Source organism: Arthrobacter sp. TWP1-1 (assembly GCF_049897845.1).
Classification (GTDB): Bacteria; Actinomycetota; Actinomycetes; order Actinomycetales; family Micrococcaceae; genus Specibacter.
Genome location: NZ_JAFCXC010000003.1, coordinates 315,056 through 333,467 on the forward strand (window position 1 = coordinate 315,056; position 18,412 = coordinate 333,467).

Sequence of the window (18,412 nt, forward strand, 5' to 3'; positions counted from 1 at the left end):
AGCAGTTAAAGGTGAGCTGGTTTACTTGGCCGGTTCGAAGTTGTAGATCGAGGGCACCGGCTGGCCGCTTTGTACTTCTACGCTCACGTTCTTGGAGATGAAGTACGGCTGGTCGATCCGGTACCACGGGGCGAACCAGGCATTATCCACCAGGTACTTGTTAAGTTCCTGCTGCTTCGCTACGGACTCTTCGCCGCTGGTGTTCACGATCTCATCGAGCAGAGTCTTACTTTCGGAGGTGCTGAATTTGAACACGTTCCACGGGGCCGATTCCGTCGCCACGGTGCTAATGGCAGACCAGGCCACAACGGGCTGTCCAAAGGCGGTAAACGCTGCCGGGAACTTTCCGGATTGCTGTTCGGCCTGGTACTGGGCTGCGGGGACATCCACCCACTCCACGGTGATGCCTGCCTTGGCCAGCTGATCCGTGATGGTCGGTGCCAAAGCCGGATCCATGTCGGCAGAGGTGGGCATCTTCAGGGTGAAGCCATTGTCCAGACCGGCAGCCTTCAGCAGCGACTTGGCCTTGTCGACGTCGTAGTCGTAGGCACCGTCCAGCTCGGCAATATAGGCGTCCGAGGCCGGGCTAAAGATTTGGCTGGTGACTACGCCCAGACCCTGACCAACGTTTTGGAGGATGGCGTCTTTGTCCACGGCGTAGTTGATGGCCTGGCGGACCTCCACCTTGGCAAGCTCCGGAGTCAGCGTCCCGGCACGGTCCAACAGGCTCAATCCCTGCCAGTCACCGGGCACCATCTTCACCTCGACGCCAGCGGCTTCGGCTGCCTTGACGATCTTGGCTGTGGCAATCATGCCGTCGGCCTGTCCCGAACGCACGGCATTGAAGCGGGCGTTTTCATCCTTGATGGGCTTAATGACGATTTTTTCAAACTTCTGCAGTTCCGGAGCCCAGTAATCAGCCTTCTTTACGTAGGTGTACTGCGAACCGGGTGTGGTGGCGGCCCGGTCCAGCTCATACGGTCCCGAGCCAATGGGCTGGGTGTCTACCGTGGGACTGTCAAAGTTTGCCGGGGACTGGATGTAACCGCTGGGCCCACCCAGTGCGTAGATCAAAGCCGGATCGGGCTTGGACAGGTTCAACTTCACGGTGACCGCATCCACGACATCGACGCTGGCGACGGAGGCAAGTGCGCCGGCCAACGGGCCGCCTGTGACCTTGAAGCGGTCCAAGTTACCCTTCACGGCTTCGGCCGTGAGCTTGGCGTTATCGGTGAAGGTGACATCGTCGCGCAACGTGAGGGTGAGGGTCTTGCCGTCTTTCGCTGTTTCCCACTTCGTGGCGAGCATCGGCTGAGGCGTGCCGTCCGCGTCGCGGCGGATCAAGGTGTCAAAAACGGGCTGGAAGTACTGCACAAATTGAGCTTCCCGGGACATCGCCGGGTCCAAGGACTGCGGCTCAATGCCGGAGGCCAGCGTCAAGGTTGTCACCGATTTGGCACCGGCACCACCCTCGCTTGAACCATTATTGGCGCTGCTGCCACATCCCGATAGAAAGATGGCAGCTGTGGCTGCAAGCGCCAGGGCCCGGTACATCCGTTTTGGTGCCTTCACGAAAACTCCCTTGTTTAGCATGCGCACTCAGCGATGCCCTGTGGTGTCGATGATTCAACTATGTACTTTGAGAAATACTTTCCTTGCGTGTAGCGCATATCTTTGCGACAGGTATACAAGTTGGGTATGATTCTAATCATATAGTTGATCGAGAGGCAAGAAGTGCTAAATAAGCTTGAATGCATCATCTTGGGCCACCTGGTGCGCACACCCATGGCCGGCTACGACCTGCACAAGTGGTTGGAGCAGGAAGGGCCATTTTTTGGCTATAGTCCGCAGCCGTCCCAGATCTATCGACAGCTGACCAAGTGTCTGGAAAAGGGATGGGTGGATCTGATCATCGATCAGCACCGCTCGGGTCCCGATGCGAAGGTGTATCGCCTGACACCTGAGGGGATAACAACCTTCAAGGAATGGGCACACTCTCCTTATGAACCCACGGTGAGGCCCTTGGACTCCGACTTTCAGATGCGTTTCGTCCTCACTGGCGTCCTTGGCCCCGAGGTGTCACTGCAGCTCCTCACCACGGAACTGAGCTACCGCCGGAAACAGCACCGACAGAAGGCCTACAGCGACGATATCGTCGCCGAGGACACCGCGTTTCCGATCGATCCGGTGTGGCACCGGGAGCTGGTGCGTCTTGGCCGCGAGCGCTCCTACCTGCTCGGCACCACATATCTGACATGGCTGGAGATGACGCATTCCCGGCTCACCGAACAACTCAGCGAGTTTCAGGGAACCGCTAACGACGCCGCTGCTGCTGCTCGACTCTCGCAGCAGCAGGATGGGAAGAGCGCGTGAAGATCATTTATGTGGACGTTGACACCCTCCGCCCGGACCACACTGGCCCTTACGGTTACCAACGTCCCATCACTCCAAATCTCGATGTCTTCGCCCAAGATGCCACCCGCTTCGAGAGCTACTACGCCTCCGACTCCCCCTGCATGCCCTCTCGCACTGCCCTGACCAGCGGCCAGTTCGGCATTACAAATGGCGTGATCGGCCACCATGGCGAGGCTGCCCGCTTCAGGGTCGACGCCGGACACGGCCTGGTTGCGGGCCGTCCCCTCCTTGGCCAACACTTGGGAACCCATGGCTACCTGACGGCAGCTGTCTCATCCTTTGCCGAGCGACACCGCGCCTGGTATTTCCTTGGCAACTTCCGTGAGAGCATTCGTGCCACGCCCGACGTCGGGGACGAGCCTGCTGACATTGTCACCAACACGGCCCTTGAATGGATAGAGCGCCACCAAGACACCGACGATTGGTACCTGCACCTGACGTATTGGGATCCGCACATGGACTACCTTCAGGAAAAAGAATGGACAGACAAGGCTGCCGCATCCGGACCGGCACCCGCCTGGCCTGACCAGGCTGCCATTGACGGACATGCTGAGGTTTACGGACCCCGCTCCGCCCTGGACTTCATGTACTCCGACGGCTTGTTTGAACGGCGAGTGCCGCACAACTTCCCGCAGGAAATCCGCACCCGCGCCGATTACGAGAAGCTCATCAACGGCTACGACGGGGCCATCCACTTCTGGGACAGCGAATTTGGCCGGTTGTTGGAGGGCCTTAAAGCCATGGGTATCTCCGACGACGTTGCGATCGTCGTCAGTGCAGACCATGGCGAGGCCTTTGGCGAGCAGGGCTCCTATGCTGAGCACGGGCTGGCCAGCGAGCCCACCCATCATCTGCCGTTGCTGGTCAAGTGGCCCGGACTCACCGAAGGTGCCGGTGCCCGGCCCAGCTGTGATGCACTGCTGTACAACATTGATTACGCGCCGACCATCTGCGATCTGTTGGACCTGCCCATTCCCGAAAAATGGCAGGGCGAGTCTTTTGCCGATGCTCTGCGCGGACTTCCGATCCAGTCCCGCGACTACTTGGTCCTGGGTCATGGCGCCCATACCTACCAACGTGCCGTACGCACCCGCGACCACCTCTATATCCGCACCTACCACCCAGGCGCCTTCCGTGCTGAGTGGGAGTCGCTGTTCAATGTCACGGAGGATCCGTATTTGACCCGGAACTTGTTGGACGAGGATCCGCTGCTCGTTGACCAGATGCGGTCCAAGTTGGCCGTCTGGTGGAACACCTATGCCGGCATGCCGGGTTCCCTGCCGGATCCCATGCAAACTACGCTGCAAAACGGTCCGGCACTGTACAACGACCCCGTCCTCTACATGGAACACCTGCGTCGAACCGGGCGCGGCCACCTTGCGGATGACCTGTTCCAGCGTTTGAATCCGGGCACGGGTTCGGTTCCAGTCTCGTGGCAGGCGCCCGTGGATCCTGACCATTCGGGACGCAACCACGGCCCCGCCATCGCCACGGTGTATCCCAGCACCCGCACGGATCTTTATGCCGGGGCGGTTGACTAGCGTCCCACCTTGCCCAGGGTAAGGAGGTACGACGGCGACGCCGGTCACCCAGGGTGGGTGCCCGGCGTCGTTCTGTGCCGTAACGCATTAGGCTGGGGAGAGTGCCCAAAACTATTCCCCTACTTTCGCCACAAGGCGCTGCGTCGGGGCGAACCAGGAGTATTTCATGACCGAGCGTCTAGTCCCCGGCGAATTGGCCCCCGCTTTCAGCCTGCCCAACGCAGCCGGCGGCACCACCTCGCTGGCTGACTTTGCCGGCCAGCAGGTCATCGTTTTCTTCTACCCGGCCGCCATGACGCCTGGCTGCACCAAGCAGGCCTGCGACTTCCGCGACAGCCTTGCCTCCCTGAAATCGGCGGGTTATGCAGTGGTGGGCATTTCACCGGACCCCGTTGCCAAGCTGGAAAAGTTTGTGGCCCGGGACGCCCTCAGCTACCCGCTGCTGAGCGACGAGGACCACGCCGTGGCACTTGCGTACGCCGCCTGGGGCGAAAAGAAGAATTACGGCAAGGTCTATGAGGGGCTGATCCGCTCCACCATCGTGATCGATGAAACCGGCAAGGTGGCCGTGGCGCAATACAACGTCCGTGCCACAGGCCACGTAGCCAAGCTGCAGCGTGATTTGAAGATCGAGCCGAAGATCGACGCCGCGTAACTCGCCGGATATGACAAAGGCCCCGTTCACCATGTGAACGGGGCCTTTATGTTGTGCGCAAGAGGGGACTTGAACCCCTACGCCCGAAGGCACAGGTACCTAAAACCTGCGTGTCTACCAATTCCACCACTCGCGCGAATGCATTGAAGCATGAACAATACTACCGGGTCACAGACGTAGTCTTGACCACCTTTGGGCCCCACCTAAGGGAACTCCCAAGATTCCCCTACTAAGATGAGGGGCTGATGGACCACCCACGCCGCAAGGAGAACTCAATCGTGCCACGCCCCGCCGGCTCGCTGCGCAAGATACCGTTGCGCAACGTGCCACGTCGCAAGGTGCTGCAAAGCGCGGCGTCCATGGCCGCCGTCGTACTTCTGGGTGCAACTGCCTGTACGGCCACTCCTGATCCGGCCCCCGGAACAACGGCCGCTCCCACCACTCTGGCGGCCGACGCCACCTTCACTTTTGGTACCGGCTCCGACCCGGTGGGCTTCGATCCTGCGCTGGTCTCGGACACAGAATCGTACAGAGTCACCCGGCAGGTCATGGAGGGATTGCTGACGATTGATCCCGTGACGGGCGCGCCGGCTCCCAGCCTTGCCACGGCCTGGACCGAACTCAACGACGGGTTGGGCTACACCTTTACCCTGCGCCCGGACGTAAAATTCCATGATGGAACGGCCCTCGACGCCGCGGCCGTGTGTACAAACTTTGAGCGCTGGTACGCACTAACACCGGCAACCCGTGACGATGGCTCGGCCTCGATGTTCAAGCAGGTTTTCCGTGCCTTCAAGGACGATTCCGCCAACTCACTCTATGAGAGCTGCACGGTTACGGGAGAGCTGAAAGTCACCCTGCGCCTGAAAATGCGACTCACCGGGTTCCTTGACGCCCTCACCCTGCCCGCGTTTGCCATCGCCTCCCCCACGGCATTGAAGGCTGGCACCGCCGACGTCCTCGATCAGACGTACTCGGCCAACAAGGTCTCCCGCTATGCGCTGCACCCCGTGGGCACAGGGCCTTTTATGTTCTCGAAGGCAGCACCTGGATCCGTCGTTATGACCGCCTACCCTGATTACTGGGGTACCAAGGGTCAAATCGCCACGTTGAATTTCAAGACATATGAGCAGCCCGAAACTCGCCTTGCCGCGCTCGAGGACGGATCCCTTGACGGCTTTGACCCGGTAACGCCTGACAACTTGGACAAGCTCATCAAGACCGGCAAGCAGGTTCTGCAACGGGATCCCTTCTCGGTGATGTACCTGAGCCTTAACCAGAGCGTTCCCGTTCTTGCCGATCAAAAAGTGCGCGAGGCGATCGCGGCAGCCATCGACAAATCCACCCTTGTGAACAATTACTTCATCGCGGGGACTGCCACCACGGCGCAATTCATCCCACCCAAACTCAGTGGCTTCAACAACGCCGTGGCCGGGATTGCCTACGATCCGCAAAAAGCCAAAACCGTGCTGGCCGCCTCCAGCTACAAGGGCGAAGAACTAAAGTTCTATTACCCAACTAACGCGGCCAGAACGTACCTGCCGTCGCCGGAAAAGGTTTACGCCCAGATGGCTACGGAGCTCACCGCTGCCGGTTTCAATATCAAGCCGGTCCCGATCCCGTGGAGCGAAGGCTACGTCGCAGCCGTCACGAGCAGCGGCGATCACGCACTGAGCCTGCTGGGGTGGAACGGCAGTTACGCGGACCCGGACAACTTTGTTGGCGTGCTCTTCGGCACGCCGAACGCGGAGCTTTCCATGAACGATCCGCAATTGGTCTCCAAGATCACACGGGCCCGCAGCATGCCCAACGGCCCGGACCGGGTGGCCGCCTACCAGGCCATCAGTGAACAACTCGCAGAGACAGTTCCGGCCGTGCCAATTGCGTTCCCGATCTCAGCAATCGCGCTCTCAGACAGGGTGGCCAGCTATCCGCTGAGCCCTGTCTTGAACGAGGTCTTCAACATGGTGAAACTAGCCCCTTCCAACGGCTGAAAGCCACCCACCGAGGTGAGCCTCCCGCCGTCGGACGCTGTAAGACGCATTACTACCCTGCACGGATTTACGCATCCAGCCCCGGCCGCGATACGCTTCTAGCGCTAGGAAGAGCCTCTACCGGAGTTGACTGTGACCTTCATTTCGAACACCAAAGACGCTGACGTTGTACTCATCGGAGGCGGCATCATGAGCGCCACGCTGGGCACCATGCTCAAGCAACTCGAACCAAACTGGAAGATTGTGCTGTTCGAACAGCTCGATACTCCAGGATTGGAATCCTCCAGCCCGTGGAACAATGCCGGTACCGGCCACTCCGCGCTTTGCGAGCTTAACTACTCCCCCGCGGCCAAAGACGGCTCGGTTAACCCGGCCAAGGCCATCAATATCAATGAGCAGTTCCAGCTTTCGCGCCAGTTCTGGTCGCACTTGGTGGACGAATCATTGATTGGCTCGCCCAAGGGATTTATCAATACTGTTCCGCACATGAGCTTCGTTATTGGCGAAGCCCACCGGAAGTTCCTCAAGGCCCGCCACGAGGCGCTCAAGACCAACCCGGTCTTCGCGTCCATGGAATACTCCGAGGACCCGGCGCAGATTGCCAAGTGGGCCCCCTTGGTCATGAAGGGCCGCGATGCCTCACAGCAGGTTTCCGCTACTCGTTCCGCCGAGGGCACCGACGTTGACTTTGGCGCCCTGACCCGTGAGCTGATCGCCTACATGGGCAAGAACGACGTCGAAATCAACTACGGGACCACCGTCACCGATGTGGCACGCACCAATGACGGCGCGTGGGATGTTTCATTGAAGCACCCGTCCTCCGGTGAATACGGCAAGGTCAAGGCCAAGTTTGTCTTCATCGGCTCCGGTGGCGGCGCCCTGCACCTGCTGCAGAAGTCCGGCATCCCCGAGGGCAAGGGCTTCGGCGGCTTCCCGGTATCGGGTCAGTTCTTCCGTTGCACGGATGAAACCATTGCAGCCAAGCACAGCGCCAAGGTTTACGGCCAGGCCTCCGTGGGCGCACCGCCCATGTCTGTCCCGCACCTTGACACCCGCTATGTTGGCGGCAAGCGCTCACTGTTGTTCGGACCGTACGGTGGATTCTCCACCAAGTACCTCAAGACCGGCAGCTACATGGATCTCCCCGGCTCCATCCGCCCCAACAACATCATCCCGATGCTCGCTGTTGGCAAGGACAACCTTGACCTGGTCAAGTACTTGGTCAGCGAGGTTACCAAGTCCCGCGCCGGCAAGGTTGACGCTCTCCACGAGTACTTCCCCCAGGCCGAAGGCAAGGATTGGGAGCTGATCACGGCAGGCCAGCGTGTGCAGATCATCAAGAAGGATGCCAAGAAGGGCGGTGTGCTGCAGTTCGGCACCGAGGTCATCACGGCAGCGGACGGAACACTCTCTGCTCTCCTCGGCGCGTCCCCGGGCGCCTCGACCGCCGTGCCGATCATGCTCGAACTGCTGCAGCGTTGCTTCCCGCGCAAGTTCAAGCTTGAATGGCAGGATTCCTTGCGCACCATGATGCCAACGTACGGCACCAAGCTGAACGACAATGCGGAACTCTTTGAAAAGAGCCTGGCCTCCACGGCAGCTTCTTTGCAGTTGACGACGGACAACGCCTAAAACCCCTCGCATCGCTGGATGGGGACCGGCATAAATACGTGGGAGTGGTTTGATGTTTAGTTTGGCCAAAATGTCTCTGGGCAACCGGGCGCTGATTGCCCTGATCACCATCTTCGCGATGGTTTTTGGGGTCATCACGCTCGGCTCCCTGAAGCAGGAACTCATCCCCAGTATTGAGTTCCCGCAGATCACGGTGGTCTCGGCCATGCCGGGCGCATCCCCCGCCGTGATCGACAAACAGGTCAGCGAACCACTTGAGGCTGCGCTCAACGCGGTGGAGGGGCTGGAATCCAGCACGTCCACCTCGCGCAGCGGCGTCTCCACCATCAACCTTGCCTTCACGTACGGCACCAATCTGGACCGCGCCCGGAACCAAATTGACCGCGCCATTTCCAATGTCAGTCAGCGTCTGCCTGACGGGGTTCAGCCGCAGCCCATTGCCGGCAGCATCGCTGACTTCCCGATCGTCTTCCTTGCCGTCTCCTCGGACCAGGAACTGGCCGCGCTCAACACCGATCTGCAGCGCATCGCCGTTCCGGCGCTGTTGAAGATCGATGGCGTTCGCAGCGCCGATGTGAGTGGTGCCAACTCCCAACACATCGAGATTCTGCCCGACCCTGCCAAGATGGCAGCTGCTGGCGTGAATGCCGGAGCCATTGCCACGGCGTTGAAAAACAACGGCACGCTGATCCCGATTGGCTCGCTGAGCACCGAGGGCACAACGCTCTCCATTCAGGCTGGCAGCCCCGTCGATTCCTTGGACGCCATCAAGGCACTGCCGCTCGCATCTTCATCTTCCGGCGCCGCGCCCACCATCGCCTCTGTAGCCTCCGTTGCGCTGGCCGATGATGTCACCACGTCCATCACCCGCACCAATGGCGAGGCCACTTTGGCCCTGTCCATCACGAAGAAGCCCGCGGCCGACACCGTTACCCTGTCCCAGCAGGTTGCCGATGTGCTCCCTGAAATCACCGCGTCGCTGGGCAACAACACCACGTTCACGACGGTCCTGGACCAGGCTCCCTTCATTGAAAAATCCATCCACGATCTCACGGTGGAGGGCCTGCTGGGACTTGGGTTCGCCGTCGTTATTATCTTGATTTTCCTCATGTCGGTCCGCTCCACGCTGGTCACGGCCATCTCCATCCCGCTATCCCTGCTGGTCACCTTCATTGGGCTGTGGGCCACCGGCTATTCGTTGAACATCCTCACCCTCGGCGCGCTCACCATCGCGATTGGGCGGGTGGTGGACGATTCCATTGTGGTGATCGAGAACATCAAGCGGCACCTGAGCTATGGCGAGGACAAGAAGACGGCCATCCTTGCCGCCATTCGGGAGGTTGCTGCGGCCATCACCGCCTCTACCCTGACCACCGTGGCCGTGTTCCTGCCCATCGCCTTTGTGGGTAGCCTGGCCGGCGAGCTGTTCCGCCCCTTCGCACTCACCGTTACTTTTGCGCTGCTGGCCTCGCTGCTAGTTTCGCTGACGATCGTTCCGGTCCTGGCGTACTGGTTCCTGAAGTCGCCGGCTGGTTCGGGTTCCGCTTCAGTTGCTTCTCCTTCAGCGGACGACGGCGGAACCGCGTTGCGCGGTAAGGCTCTTCTCGCCGCCGTGGAAGAGAAGGAACGATCTTCCTGGCTACAGCGCGGCTACCTGCCGATTCTGGCCAAGACGCAGAAACATCCTGTGGTGACCTTGATTGCCGGCGGCATTGTGTTGGCGGCAACGCTGGCCATGACGCCCCTTCTGCCCACGAACCTCCTCGGTGACACGGGGCAGAATAGTCTGAGCATCCAGCAGGACATGCCCGCTGGCACCAGCCTTGAGGTCACCAATGAGGCGGCCGGGAAGGTCGAATCCGCACTTGCAGATATTGAGGGCGTCACAGATATTCAGGTGACGGTGGGCAACGGATCCGGCGGCTTCTCCGCACTTTTGTCATCAGGTGCCTCGAGCGCTCAATTCCAGGTCATCACCGATCCGGATGCCGATCAGGTCAAGCTGCAGGCAACGGTCTTGGCAGCTATCGACGGCATCAAGGACGCGGGCACCATCAGCATGGGCTCACAGGGCGGGGGCTTTGGGACCTCCAGCACTGTGGACATTACGGTCAAGGCAACCACCGGCGATGAACTGCAGGAGGCCAGCGACGTTTTGGACAAGGCCATGGCAGGCGTGCCCGGCGCCCAGTCGATTTCCAGCAACCTCAGTGGCGCCCAGCCTGTTGTTCAGGTCAGCGTTGACAGGGCCAAGGCCGTAGCCGCAGGTCTCGACGAGCAGCAAATCACCGGCTTGTTGGCCGCTACAGTCAGTCCAATCCCGGGTGGCACGGTACGTATCGACACCACCGACTACAAGGTCCAAATTGGTGTGGGCACCAAGTTTGATTCCGTGACTGCCTTGGCAGCAGCCCAGATTCCCACCGCAACTGGACTGATTCCGCTGTCCCAAGTGGCCAGCGTCAAGGAAGTCCAAACTCCGCTGACCGTCACCTCCTCCAATGGACAACGAACGGCCACTGTTTCGGTGACACCCGAAGGGAACTCGCTCGGGTCGCTGAGCTCTGAGGTTCAAAAACGTCTGGACGCCACGAAGCTGCCGGATGGAGTGATCGCCTCAATTGGTGGGGCCGCAACGCAACAGGCCGAATCCTTCCAACAGCTGGGCCTTGCAATGCTGGCAGCCATAGCGATTGTCTACGTGATCATGGTGGCCACGTTCAAGTCCCTCATCCAGCCGCTGATCCTTCTGGTGTCCATCCCGTTCGCCGCGACGGGCGCCATCGCCCTGCTCCTCATCACACGAATCCCGCTGGGCCTGCCATCACTGATCGGCATGTTGATGCTGGTGGGCATCGTGGTCACGAACGCCATTGTGCTCATCGACCTGATCAACCAGTACCGGCAGCCATCCGGCGACCGGCCGGCCATGAACGTCGCGGACGCCATTGAGCATGGTGCCCGGCAACGTCTTCGCCCCATCCTGATGACGGCACTTGCCACCATTTTTGCCCTCACACCCATGGCGCTGGGGCTCACAGGAGGGGGCGGCTTTATCGCTCAGCCGCTGGCCGTTGTGGTGGTTGGCGGACTCATCTCATCAACTGCACTGACCCTGATTCTGGTGCCCGTGCTGTATCGCCTGGTTGAGGGTCGCAAGGAACGCCGTGATTTGATCAAGGCGCTCAAGGTCGTCCACACACCGGTGGCCGGGCACACTTCCGCTGCATTCGAGGCGCAGGATTGGACTACCGGCGCCATCCCTAAGGTCCGCGGCCGCCGAGCAGCAGACTAAAGACTTCTCTCACCATCTCTCTCCCCTCCTCCCCCTTATCGATTACGCACTTAATCGACCGCTTTCACCGTTTTTGCCCCATTTTCGTTCAACAACTGCGTACCCCATCTGGGGTGGGGGTGTTCAGCGCGGCGAGGTGGCACCGAAGGCTAACTTCGGCACAAAATACAACGCCACAGCCGCAACGAGTGCGGTCACTCCGCAAATGGTCCAGACAAGCATGTAACCCTCAAGAGGCGCCGCGGTGCTGCCTGCTCCAACTGTTATGGACCCCAAGGCCTGGCCAGCAAGGGCAATGCCGAACACACAAGAAGCAAAGGCGCCACCCACGGTTTTGATTGCATTGGTCAACCCCGTGGCCATTCCAGTCTGGGTCAGCGGGGCTGCGGCTGCCGCGGCCGACGGCAACGCGGCCACCAAGGCACCGCTGCCAATCCCAGCAATGGCCATGTTCGTAAGAGCCTGAGTCATGGAGTCATGGAACGGTAGGAACAGTAGGTAACCCAGCGCCACGAGAAAAGCGGCCCCCATCAAGGTGATCCTCGGCGTCGTGCATCTTGTAACAACGGGGTATAGCAGGGCACCAACGAGCAGCCCCAATACATAGATGCCAATCAGAATCGAGACGGTGCCCGAGGTGGCCCCGAGCCCGTAACCCACCTCGGCGGGGTCCGTGCGCGCGAACGTGGACAACGGCGCCTGTGCCCCCAGGACCGAGACACCGAACAGGAACGCCGTGAGCTGGACCGGCCACATGCTGGGTTGGCGCAGGAGCCGGATGTCGATCAGCGGATCCTTATGACCCAGTTCGTGCTGGGTAAATGGGATCAGGGCTGCAATGCCAAGCACGACGGCGGCCCACGCCCACCAAGTGCCTGGGCCGTTGATCCGCATGAAGGTCAGGCCAGCGGTGATCAGCAACAAGCCCGTGGAAAGCAGGGTCAACCCCATGAGGTCCAGACGGCCACCCGTGCGGCCTTCAGATTCGGGCACGCCGAAGAGAACCACGAAGAAGCACAGCGTGACGGCGATGGCAGGGATCGTCAGTGTCAGCCATAGCTGGCCGGGCAGCGCACCGCCGATGAAGCCGCCAGCCAAGGCTCCGGCGATGACGCCAAATTCGAGTCCGGCGACGAGGATTCCGGCCGCTTTCCGGGTCAGCGCGGCGCCGTCGGGACGTTGGTGGGACCGGCTGTAGATCAGCGCGATTTCCAGTGGCAGCCAAACAACGTAGAAGCCCTGAAGCGCCCATGCGATGATGAAAACCCAGAAGTTAGGGGCGAACGCAACACCCCAGGAAGCTCCGGCCGTGAGTGCTGTTGAAATCAGCAGTACCTTCTTGTGGCCGATCATGTCTCCCATTTTGGCGAGAACCGGGACAACCAAGGCGCTAACCATCAGCTGGGCGGCTTCAAACCAGTTGACATCGGCGTCGTGAATACCGAGGGCGCGGGCAATGTCGGTCAACAAGGGCGTGTAATAACCTTGCAGGATACCGCTAGTGAGTTCCACGAGCACCAAGAAGCCGACTACCGCCGTGGCCGATGGCGCCAATCGGAGACCCGTTCCTGGCCTGCCGCGTTGCACTGATGTCATGAAATTCCTCCGCACGTTCTGTGACATGCATTACATGCCACTGGAGAGAATCCTAGTACCCGCTTGTATTTTGACCCGGAAGCTCCCCAGTTTCCCCATGCCGGGTTTCGACAGGGAACATTTTGCCCCTTCCTCCGGTTGAGCCATATAATAGATACAAACGTATATATCTCACGGTGATCCCGTGGGGCTAAGGAGCAGAAATGCAGTTCGGAATTTTCAGTGTTGGCGACATCACCATGGACCCGACCACCGGCCGCACGCCCACCGAACACGAGCGCCTGAAGGCAATCACCACCATCGCCAAACACGCTGAAGACATTGGCATGGACGTCTTCGCTACTGGCGAGCACCACAACCCGCCGTTCTACCCCAGCTCGCCCTCGACAATCCTTGCCTACATCGCCGCCCAAACCGAGAAGATCATCCTCTCAACCAGCACCACGCTGATCACCACCAACGACCCGGTCAAGATCGCCGAAGATTTCGCTACCCTGCAGCACCTCGCCGACGGCCGCGCCGACATCGTCCTGGGCCGCGGCAACATGGGCGCTGTCTACCCCTGGTTCGGCAAGAACAATCAGGACTCAGTGGAACTGACCGTGGAGAACTACGCCCTGCTGCGCCGCCTCTGGGACGAGGAAGTGGTCAACTGGGAAGGCAAGTTCCGCACTCCCCTGCGCGGCTTCACCTCCACACCCCGCCCGCTCGACGGCGTTGCCCCCTTTGTCTGGCACGGCGCCATCCGCACACCCCAGGTGGCAGAAATTGCTGCTTACTACGGTGATGGCTTCTTCGCCAACAACATCTTCTGGCCCAAAGAGCACTACATCCAGCTCATCAACCTCTACCGGGAACGCTACGCACACTATGGCCACGGCACCCCGGAACAGGCCATCGTGGGCCTGGGCGGACAGTTCTTCATCCGCAAGAACTCGCAGGATGCCATCAACGAATTCCGCCCGTACTTCGACAACGCCCCCGTGTACGGCCATGGCCCGTCCATGGAAGATTTCACTTCACAGACCCCTTTGACTGTGGGCAGCCCGGCGGAAATGATCGAAAAGACGCTAGCCTTCCGCGACTACTTCGGCGACTACCAGCGTCAGCTGTTCCTCGTTGATCACGCGGGCCTGCCGCTGAAGACAGTTCTGGAGCAGCTGGACCTCTTTGGTTCGGATGTTCTGCCAACCCTCCGCGAAGAGTTTGCCAAGAACCGCCCGGCGTCCGTTCCGGAAGGCCCCACGTTCGAGGCCCGCCGAGCTGCTGCCCAAGCTGCAGCCACCGTCGAAAGTTCCTCGGCCAACTCAGTCGAGGTGAAGTAAGGTGTCTGCCGCAACCCACCGACGCCTGACTACTGAATCGTGGGAATCACTGCTGCGGTCGCAGGTGGCAGTGATGCGCGAGTTGCACAAGGAGCCGCTCTTCAAGGAGGTCGGCAGCCGTGAGTACGACGTGCTGTACAACCTTTCGAGGTGCTCGTCAGGATGGCTGCGGCTCAATGAGCTCAACGACAACGTCCTACTGACGCAGCCAAGTATTTCGCGCATGGTGGATCGTTTAGAGGCCCGTGGCCTGATCCAGCGAAAGACGGTTGAAGAAGACCGGCGCGGAGTGCTGATCGGACTGACCGAGGCCGGCGCAGAATTGCAAAAGCGGGTTGGCCGGGCGCATGTGCAACACATTATGGAGATCATGGAATCGGCCCTGACCGACGACGAGATGCGCACCCTGCTCGCTGTGACCGACAAGCTGCGCATATCTGTAAATGAGCGTTGAGACTGGAGGCGTGAGGCTGACTTTGTAGCTTCCGGCCAGAGTCGATTTTCGCATACGGCGGGCCCTGATCCCTGGATCAGGGCCCGCCGTATTTTTGCTGGCAAGGCGCTCCGGCACCTATCCGATTGGACACAATACGACCCCTTGGCTAGCCGGGGCTGTGGATAAGTTCTGGCACGTTCTCTTCACGGTGTGTATTTTGGAAGGAAGCCACACGCGGCGAGCCCCAATGATGAGGCCCGCTACTCATGCCACACCTATGGGGGCCGGCGATCATGGATAGTCACGCCACAACCACACAGCAACGACGTCACCAGGACTGGCACCACGGCAGGCGCCGGTACCGCCGAGCTGACCGGCGCGGTCGCGGTCGCCACAGCATCCTGGCGAGCGGGACGGTGGTGGTATTTGCCGGGCTTCTCGCCCTCACCGGTTGCACCACACCCGGTGGTGGCAACAACCCCGGCACGGCTTCACCATCCGGCGCAACGGTGACGACAACAGCCCCTGCCACCACGGCTCCACCACCGACCACGGCCGCGGCCTACAAACGCGCTACCGATGCCGGACCGGCCGAGAACGTTCCCATCCCTGTGCTGCCTGAGAAAGCCAAGGAATTCAGCAAAGAAGGACTCATCGCCTTCGCCGAATACTGGTACAGCACCTTGGGCTACGCATTCGAAACAGGCGACCCCGCGCCGATGTTGGCCATTACGGATTCTGGTTGTCTTACGTGTAACGCCATGAAAGAGGCAGTTGTGCCATGGCATGCCGAAGGTCGCTGGATCGTGGGTGGCCAGATGGACGTGTTATCAACAGAATCGAATTTTTCTCCTGTGCAGGACGGCTCCTATCAGATAGTCGCGTTAGTGAGGCAGGACAACGTCAAGTATTTTCGTGGGGATAAAACTCTTGCTGAAGATAGGGGTGCCAAGCCTGCTGTCGCGGATCTGATGGTCGCTAAATATTCTTCAGGTCATTGGACTGCCGTCGACGTGTCACATATCCAAGGCAGCAAGCAATGATCCGTGGTGATCGGCTCAGTATTCGAATTCCTTGCACCCTAATTTTCACGGCCGCAATATTCCTCGGCTATGCGACTGTGTCCGCGGCCGGCGATCCGGAACCTCCTCGGCCCGACTGGGTGGATTCGGGAATCGAAACGGCGGTATTGGCTCCGATCCCAGGTTCACCAGGTCATTACACCCCGGTTCCTGCGGCTAGTCCGACCGACGTGTACCGATACGAGCCAAGGATCGCCTGTACACAGGGGGACAGCGTCATTTTTCCTGCATGTGCTGAAGTGATACCCGATTGTATTGCGGGCACTGGTAGTGAGGACGGAAAGCCCGGAGCACTCATCTACTGGTACAAAGCGCTCAGAATGGGCGAACCTGCTGTCTGGACATTTCATTCTGGACCTCATTGTGTCTACGACTCCAAGCCGCGTGACATCCTCGCTGAAATCGCCGCATCAATAGCCCACGAATTTCAACGCAGCCCCGTCGTCGCGGCCAGCATCGGCAGCCAACCAGGACCCCACACCCTCCGCGGCAAGGAAACCAACGTCTGGGCAGAGGCCACCACTCAAACCTTCAACCTCACCATGCTCGGCCAAAAAGTCACCATCACCGCCACCCCCGTCGCCTACACCTGGAACTACGGCGACGGCACTATCTGGGGACCCACCCCCACCCACGGCGCACCCCTCCACAAAGACCGCATCGGCGAACAAACCCAAACCAGCCACATCTACACCGAAACCGGCCACCTCACCATCAACCTCACCACCCACTTCAACGGCAGCTACACCGTCAACAACGGCCCCCAACTCCCCATCCCCGGCCAAGGAAACATCCCCTCACCACCTCTAGCCCTCACCGTCTGGCGCGCAGAAACCAACCTCTACGCCGACAACTGCTTCCAAAACCCCCAAGGCATCGGCTGCTAACCGAGTCCACGCAGCAGTTCGCGGTAGAACACCACACCGGTACCCAGCGAACTGATACGGACTCGTTCGTTCACGGCGTGAAGACTTGCCCGGTCGGCGGCATCCATCACGAGTGGTGAGAAGCGGTAAACCGCAGGGCAGATGGTGGTGAAATTCCGTGAATCGGTCGCACCAGTTTGGATGTACGGCGTTACAACAGCCTCCGGATATGAGGCTGCAACTGCGTTAGTCAGCAAGGAGAACTGTTCATTCTCAAACGAGGAAACGGGCGACGGATTGTGCCCGGAAACGACCTTGAGCTCCACCGACGGGTCGTCAATGATGGTGCGCACATGCTCAACAACCGATTCAACACTTTCACCCACGGCGATTCGGATGTTGGCGTTTGCTCGCGCCGTGGATGCCAAGACGTTCGCGGCCTTGCTGCCCTCCAGCATGGTCACTGCCACTGTGGTGCGAGTAAGTGCCCGGGTTTCATCTCCAACCATGCCAAAAGCCTGAGTTAGCAGCGACTTGAAGGCCCACATATTCTCAGTCACAAGCCGGAGGGCAAAACCACTATTCATCCCAATGCGGCGCATCATTTCAACGATCGGAGGTGGCATCGACGCTGGAAAAGGTGTCTCCTCGAGAGAAACCACCGCCTGCGCCAATCGCGCAGTAGCACCCATGCGTGGTGGTGTGGAAGCGTGCCCTCCGGCACCCCTAGTTAGGAGTTCCAGGTCCAGAATGCCCTTTTCGGTCACCCCAATGACAGCAGCGGGCGCCTTCAAACCCGGGAACGCACCGACGGCAACGGCACCACCTTCATCGAGCACAAGCCAGGGCTTTACGCCGCGATTGGCGAGTAACTCGGCAGCCAAAACAGCGCTGTCGCCGGCGGTCTCTTCGTTATTGCCAAAAGAAAGGTATACGTCGTGAGACGGCACAAAGCCTTCCTTCACAAGGGATTCAATGGCCTCCATGATGACAACGAGCGCACCCTTGTCATCAAGGGCGCCCCTCCCCCACACATACTGCCCATCTTGGTGGCCAGAGAAGCCCGGATGCGTCCAATTGTCCCGTGCGTCAACGGGAACAACATCGTAGTGAGCCATGAGTACTATCGGCCGGGCGGCCGCACCCAGCCCAGCGCCAGCCCACTTGAACAGCAAGGCATGACCGTTGACGAATTCTCGATCCAAAGATAGGTGAACCGTGGGATACAACCGTTCCAATGCCTCGATGAACCCCGTGAACTCCTCGAGCTCTATTTGGTCCCGTGAACCTGAAAAAACAGTTCTGAACGTGATGAGTTCACTGAGTCGATCCGCGGCCAACTGCGCAAAATCGCGGCCATTCTCGACGGGCCCCGTACTCTTACCGATCCCATGCACTAAATCAGACGCCGCGGTTGCGCCCGGCGCGTCGCCCAAGCTCCTGCCTGATCCACTGTCCACGCCGGCTCTATAGGCCCTGGCGCCCATCACGGCCGCGGTTCCGGCGGCACCCACAGTCAAGGCGGCGGCAACTACGCGGTTGATGAGGCTGGCTGATCCTTTACGCATGACTCGG

General features: G+C 60.0%; 13 protein-coding genes and 1 tRNA gene. 10 read left to right on the forward strand and 4 right to left on the reverse strand.

Annotated elements, in window-relative coordinates:
- Positions 1-21: 21 nt before the first annotated feature.
- Positions 22-1,572 (reverse strand): ABC transporter substrate-binding protein, encoded by a 1,551-nt coding sequence (locus ACP7B9_RS07875; protein WP_425862292.1) that lies wholly within the window; start codon positions 1,570-1,572, stop codon positions 22-24.
- A 162-nt stretch (positions 1,573-1,734) separates the two neighbouring features.
- Here ACP7B9_RS07875 and ACP7B9_RS07880 point away from each other — a divergent pair, with 162 nt between their 5' ends.
- From ACP7B9_RS07880 to bcp, 3 genes are all read left to right on the forward strand, one after another.
- Positions 1,735-2,373, forward strand: a complete 639-nt coding sequence (locus ACP7B9_RS07880; RefSeq protein WP_425862294.1) for a PadR family transcriptional regulator — start codon at positions 1,735-1,737, stop codon at positions 2,371-2,373.
- Positions 2,370-3,956 carry a sulfatase family protein gene (locus tag ACP7B9_RS07885; RefSeq protein ID WP_425862295.1) on the forward strand — a complete coding sequence of 529 codons (1,587 nt, stop codon included), beginning with the start codon at positions 2,370-2,372 and terminating at the stop codon, positions 3,954-3,956. The genes ACP7B9_RS07880 and ACP7B9_RS07885 overlap by 4 nt, the downstream gene beginning before the upstream one ends.
- Before the next feature lie 166 nt (positions 3,957-4,122).
- Positions 4,123-4,611, forward strand: coding sequence for a thioredoxin-dependent thiol peroxidase (gene bcp / locus ACP7B9_RS07890; protein ID WP_425862296.1), 489 nt, complete (start codon positions 4,123-4,125; stop codon positions 4,609-4,611).
- Between the two features lie 54 nt (positions 4,612-4,665).
- On the opposite strand, the gene ACP7B9_RS07895 is transcribed toward bcp, so the two are convergent.
- Positions 4,666-4,747: transfer RNA gene (locus ACP7B9_RS07895), tRNA-Leu, on the reverse strand.
- Positions 4,748-4,889: 142 nt separating this feature from the next.
- Here ACP7B9_RS07895 and ACP7B9_RS07900 point away from each other — a divergent pair.
- The 3 genes from ACP7B9_RS07900 to ACP7B9_RS07910 all read left to right on the forward strand — a co-directional run bounded on the left by ACP7B9_RS07900 (position 4,890) and on the right by ACP7B9_RS07910 (position 11,532).
- Positions 4,890-6,605, forward strand: a complete 1,716-nt coding sequence (locus tag ACP7B9_RS07900) for an ABC transporter substrate-binding protein (protein WP_425862298.1) — start codon at positions 4,890-4,892, stop codon at positions 6,603-6,605.
- Between the two features lie 132 nt (positions 6,606-6,737).
- Positions 6,738-8,237 carry a malate:quinone oxidoreductase gene (locus ACP7B9_RS07905; RefSeq protein WP_425862300.1) on the forward strand — a complete coding sequence of 500 codons (1,500 nt, stop codon included), beginning with the start codon at positions 6,738-6,740 and terminating at the stop codon, positions 8,235-8,237.
- 52 nt (positions 8,238-8,289) lie between these two features.
- Complete coding sequence (locus tag ACP7B9_RS07910) at positions 8,290-11,532, forward strand: efflux RND transporter permease subunit (protein WP_425862302.1); 3,243 nt, start codon at positions 8,290-8,292, stop codon at positions 11,530-11,532.
- A 123-nt stretch (positions 11,533-11,655) separates the two neighbouring features.
- On the opposite strand, the gene ACP7B9_RS07915 is transcribed toward ACP7B9_RS07910, so the two are convergent.
- A complete protein-coding gene (locus tag ACP7B9_RS07915; RefSeq protein WP_425862303.1) occupies positions 11,656-13,128 on the reverse strand; it encodes an MFS transporter in 1,473 nt (490 codons plus the stop codon).
- A gap of 203 nt (positions 13,129-13,331) precedes the next feature.
- Here ACP7B9_RS07915 and ACP7B9_RS07920 point away from each other — a divergent pair, with 203 nt between their 5' ends.
- The 4 genes from ACP7B9_RS07920 to ACP7B9_RS07935 all read left to right on the forward strand — a co-directional run bounded on the left by ACP7B9_RS07920 (position 13,332) and on the right by ACP7B9_RS07935 (position 16,858).
- Complete coding sequence (locus ACP7B9_RS07920) at positions 13,332-14,453, forward strand: CE1758 family FMN-dependent luciferase-like monooxygenase (RefSeq protein ID WP_425862304.1); 1,122 nt, start codon at positions 13,332-13,334, stop codon at positions 14,451-14,453.
- A 1-nt stretch (position 14,454) separates the two neighbouring features.
- Entirely contained in the window at positions 14,455-14,907 is a 453-nt protein-coding gene (locus ACP7B9_RS07925; protein WP_425862306.1) for a MarR family winged helix-turn-helix transcriptional regulator, read from the forward strand.
- 275 nt (positions 14,908-15,182) lie between these two features.
- Positions 15,183-15,932 (forward strand): DUF6318 family protein, encoded by a 750-nt coding sequence (locus ACP7B9_RS07930; protein WP_425862307.1) that lies wholly within the window; start codon positions 15,183-15,185, stop codon positions 15,930-15,932.
- Positions 15,933-16,291: 359 nt separating this feature from the next.
- Positions 16,292-16,858, forward strand: coding sequence for a PKD domain-containing protein (locus ACP7B9_RS07935; protein WP_425862309.1), 567 nt, complete (start codon positions 16,292-16,294; stop codon positions 16,856-16,858).
- On the opposite strand, the gene ACP7B9_RS07940 is transcribed toward ACP7B9_RS07935, so the two are convergent.
- The gene (locus ACP7B9_RS07940; protein WP_425862311.1) at positions 16,855-18,405 is read right to left on the reverse strand and encodes a M20/M25/M40 family metallo-hydrolase; all 1,551 of its coding nucleotides are present in this window, start codon (positions 18,403-18,405) and stop codon (positions 16,855-16,857) included. The two genes, ACP7B9_RS07935 and ACP7B9_RS07940, sit on opposite strands and share 4 nt — an antisense overlap.
- Between the last annotated feature and the right edge of the window lie 7 nt (positions 18,406-18,412).